Below are 4,400 nucleotides of genomic sequence, written 5' to 3'. Positions count from 1 at the left end.
GTCCGGTTCCGAGCGGACCGGCCCGCGGGCAGCTCATGAGGCCGCCGGCGTACCGGCTGCCGGCCTACTCGCCCAGCGCGGCGCGCGCGTCGACGAAGGCGGCGACGGCGCGCTCGACGTCCTCGGTGGAGTGCGCGGCGGACAGCTGCACCCGGATCCGGGCCTGGCCGTGCGGGACCACCGGGAACGAGAAGCCGATCACGTACACGCCGCGCTCCAGCAGCAGTTCGGCGAGCCGGCCGGCCTTGGCCGCGTCGCCGATCATCACCGGGGCGATCGGGTGGTCGCCCGGCAGGATCTCGAAGCCCGCCTCGGTCATCCTGCTGCGGAACAGCGCCGTGTTGGCCGCCAGCCGCTCGCGCAGCTCGTTGGACTGCTCGACCAGGTCGAGCACCTTCAGCGAGGCCGCCGCGATCACCGGGGCGAGCGAGTTGGAGAACAGGTACGGGCGGGAGCGCTGGCGCAGCAGGGCGACGATCTCCCGGCGGGCGGCGACGTAGCCGCCGGAGGCGCCGCCGAGCGCCTTGCCGAGGGTGCCGGTGATGATGTCCACGCGGTCCATCACGCCGTGCAGTTCGGGGGTGCCGCGGCCGCCGGGGCCGACGAAGCCGACGGCGTGCGAGTCGTCGACCATGACCATGGCGTCGTAGCGGTCGGCCAGGTCGCAGATCTCGCGCAGCGGGGCGACGTAGCCGTCCATCGAGAACACGCCGTCGGTGACGATCAGGCGGCGGCGGGCGTCCTGGGTCTCCTTGAGCTGCTGCTCCAGGTCGGCCAGGTCGCGGTTGGCGTAGCGGTGGCGGCGGGCCTTGCTGAGCCGGATGCCGTCGATGATGCTCGCGTGGTTGAGCGCGTCGGAGATGACGGCGTCGCGGTCGTCGAGCAGGGTCTCGAAGACGCCGCCGTTGGCGTCGAAGCAGGAGGAGTACAGGATGGTGTCCTCCTGGCCCAGGAAGGCCGAGAGACGGTCCTCCAGCGCCTTGTGGACGTCCTGGGTGCCGCAGATGAAGCGCACCGAGGCCATGCCGTAGCCCCAGCGGTCCAGCGCGTCCTTGGCGGCGGCGAGCACCTCGGGGTGGTCGGCCAGGCCGAGGTAGTTGTTGGCGCAGAAGTTCAGCACCTCACCGGGACGGCCGCCGCCGGTGACGGTGACCGCGGCGCTCTGCGGGGTGCCGATGACCCGCTCGGGCTTGAAGAGCCCGGCCTCGCGGATCTCGTCGAGGGTGGTGGCGATGTCGGCGCGCACGTTGTCGAACACTGCGGACTCCTAACGAGGACGAAACGGGGGGCTCAGGCGGTCCAGTCGAGGATGATCTTGCCGCAGCGGCCGCCGGCGGCCTCGTCGAAGGCGGCCGCGAAGTCGTCGGCGGCGTACCGGCCGGTGATCACCGGGGCGAGGTCCAGCCCGCCCTCCAGCAGCACGGACATCGCGTACCAGGTCTCGAACATCTCGCGGCCGTAGATGCCCTTGATGGTGATCATCGAGGTGACGACCGAGGCCCAGTCGACCGGGAACTGCTCGGCGGGCAGGCCGAGCACGGCGATCTTCCCGCCGTGGGTCATGTTGGCGATCATCGACTGCATCGCCTCGGGGCGGCCGGACATCTCCAGGCCGACGTCGAAGCCCTCGCGCAGGCCGAGCTTCTGCTGGCCCTCCTCGATGGTGTGCTCGGCGACGTTCAGCGCCAGCGTGACGCCGACCTTCCGGGCCAGGTCGAGGCGGTACGGGGAGACGTCGGTGATCATCACGTTGCGGGCGCCGGCGTGCTTGGCGACGGCGGCGGCCATGATGCCGATCGGGCCCGCGCCGGTGATCAGCACGTCCTCGCCGACCAGCGGGAAGGAGAGCGCGGTGTGGACGGCGTTGCCGAACGGGTCGAAGATCGCGGCCACGTCCAGGTCGACCGGCACCCGGTGCACCCAGACGTTGGAGGCGGGCAGGGCCACGTACTCGGCGAAGGCGCCGTCCCGGCCGACGCCGAGGCCGACCGTGTTGCGGCACAGGTGGCGGCGGCCGGCCTGGCAGTTGCGGCACTTGCCGCAGACCAGGTGGCCCTCGCCGCTGACCAGGTCGCCGACCGCGATGTCCGCGACGCCGGCGCCGATCTCGGCGACCTCGCCGACGAACTCGTGGCCGAGCACCAGCGGGGTCGTGATGGTCTGCTGGGCCCAGCCGTCCCAGTTGCGGATGTGCAGGTCGGTGCCGCAGATGCCGGTCCGCAGCACCTTGATCAGCACCTCGCCGGGGCCGATCTCGGGCTTCGGGACGTCCACCAGCCAGAGCCCGGGCTCGGCCTTCTGCTTGACGAGTGCCTTCACGGGCGACGGCTCCTGACGTGCGAGTGGGGCGGCCTTCGCGGGTGGGCAGGCCGAGTGGCCCCGGTGTGGCCGTTCCTGTCGGACGCGATCCGGGCAGGCAGCAATCTGCCTGGTGAGGGCGGGTGCGGTCCATCGAGGAATTCTTAAGGGCGGCCACAGCTGGGCTAAACGATCGTGCCCGAGCAGGGGCCGGGGGCCGGTGCGGCATGCCGGTGCTCACCCGTCCGGCCGAGCGTGAGCCCGTTTTCGCGACACCAACCCCCCGGTGGGCAGCGGTGCTTGACAGCACGGGAGGCGATGTGCGCCAGCCGGCTGGGGCAGTCGGCTGACCGCTGGATCCGTTCGGGCCAGCCCCGCGGCGGCCGACGCGCGGGGCCGCACCGGCGGTGCTTACGGTGGCGGCGCTCCCCCGTCGGCCTCGTGGAGCAGCGCTCCGGGGCCGTCCGCCGCAGAGAGGCGCCTCGACCTATGACCACGCTCCGACGGCCGCATCCGGCCGCGTCCCGTACCACCCGCCGGGCGGCCTGCGCCGCCCTGGCGCTGACCGGCCTGCTCACGACCGCGGCCTGCTCCGGCGGGTCGCCGCCGAACCGGCCGGCCGGCGGCGCGGCCCTCACCGCCGAGCCCGCCGCGCTCAGCCCGTCCGCGTCGGGCTCCACCGCCGGCCCGGGCGCGGCCGGCGGCTCGGCGAGCGGCTCGGCCGGCGCGGTGGTGCCGCTGACCCCCGACGTCGCCAACCAACTGGACGCCGCGATCAAGCAGGTGCTGAACCAGACCTCCACCCCGGGCGTGATCGTCGGGGTCACCACCCCCGACGGCAGCTACCAGCGGGCCTTCGGCCAGGCCGACAAGTCCGCCGGCACCCCGATGTCGCCCGATCTGAACATGCGGATCGGCAGCGTGACCAAGACCTTCACGGCGACCGGCGTGCTGCGGCTGGTCGACCAGGGCAAGGTGGGCCTGGACGACCCGGTCTCCAAGTACGTGGACGGCGTGCCCGGCGGCGACAAGATCACCATCCGCCAGCTCGCCGGGATGCGCAGCGGCCTGTTCCCGTACACCTCCGACCCGGACTTCGTGAACGCGCTGATCAGCGACCCGAACCGGGTGTTCACGCCCGACCAGCTGCTCGCCTACGGGTACAAGCACCCGGCGAACTTCCCGCCGGGCAGCAAGTTCCAGTACAGCAACAGCAACTACATCCTGCTCGGCAAGGTCATCGAGAAGGCCGGCGGGGAGCCCGTGGACCAGTTCCTCAAGGACCAGGTGTTCAGCCAGGCCGGACTGAACGGGACGGTCTTCCCGACCGACGCGACCTTCCCCGACCCGCACGCCCGCGGCTACACCGACCAGACGCCCAACGGCCAGACCACGGACGCCACCGACTGGAACCCGTCCTGGGCCTGGGCGGCCGGGGCGGTCATCTCCAACCTCACCGACCTGCAGAACTGGGCGAAGTCCCTGGTCACCGGCTCCCTGCTGAAGCAGGACACCCAGTCCCAGCGGTTGAAGACCCAGCCGACCGGCGACGACGGTGTCGGCTACGGGCTCGGGCTGTTCAACAACAACGGGTGGATCGGGCACAACGGCTCGCTGCCCGGGTACGAGACCGTGGCAGTGTACCTGCCGCAGTCGCAGGCCACCCTGGTGGTGCTGATCAACACCGATGTGCCGTACCGGGGTTCGGATCCGTCCTCGCTGTTCGCGAAGGCGATCACGCAGATCGTCTCGCCGAAGAACGTCTACTCGATGCCGCCGAGCAACACGGCCTCGCCGTCGGCCTCGTCCTCGGGGTCCGCGTCACCGACGCCGTCGCCGTCGCCGTCACCCGCGCTCTCGCCCTCGGGGTCGGCCTCGTCCCCGGCCTCGTCCGGCGCCCCGGGGTCCGCCTCCGGCGCGCCGACCACGGTCAACGCCTGAGCTCCGGACCGCCTGAGCGCCCGAGCCGTCGGAGCGCAACCCGTCGGAGGCCCGGCCCGCGGCCCACCGCGCGGGCCGCCGCCGGCCCGGCCAAGCCCCAGGCGCCGCGCGCCCCCGTGGTTTACGGCGCCCCCCCCGGCGCGGGCGGGGAACGACCAGGC

The 4,400-nt window shown here is 72.5% G+C and carries 3 protein-coding genes; 1 reads left to right on the top strand and 2 read right to left on the bottom strand.

Features of this window, described 5'->3' with window-relative positions:
• Window positions 1–64: 64 nt before the first annotated feature.
• Window positions 65–1,258 carry a glycine C-acetyltransferase gene (locus ACFVTF_RS28925; RefSeq protein WP_350882332.1) on the bottom strand — a complete coding sequence of 398 codons (1,194 nt, stop codon included), beginning with the start codon at window positions 1,256–1,258 and terminating at the stop codon, window positions 65–67.
• 32 nt (window positions 1,259–1,290) lie between these two features.
• A complete protein-coding gene (gene tdh / locus ACFVTF_RS28920) occupies window positions 1,291–2,319 on the bottom strand; it encodes an L-threonine 3-dehydrogenase (RefSeq protein ID WP_363586714.1) in 1,029 nt (342 codons plus the stop codon).
• A gap of 468 nt (window positions 2,320–2,787) precedes the next feature.
• On the opposite strand from tdh, the gene ACFVTF_RS28915 reads away from it, so the two are divergent.
• A complete protein-coding gene (locus tag ACFVTF_RS28915; protein ID WP_387817333.1) occupies window positions 2,788–4,239 on the top strand; it encodes a serine hydrolase domain-containing protein in 1,452 nt (483 codons plus the stop codon).
• Window positions 4,240–4,400 lie beyond the last annotated feature (161 nt).

This window comes from Kitasatospora sp. NPDC057940 (genome assembly GCF_042887425.1).
GTDB lineage: Bacteria > Actinomycetota > Actinomycetes > Streptomycetales > Streptomycetaceae > Kitasatospora.
Note: the sequence above shows the minus strand (reverse complement) of the source record. Positions and strands in the feature narration are given on the sequence as shown.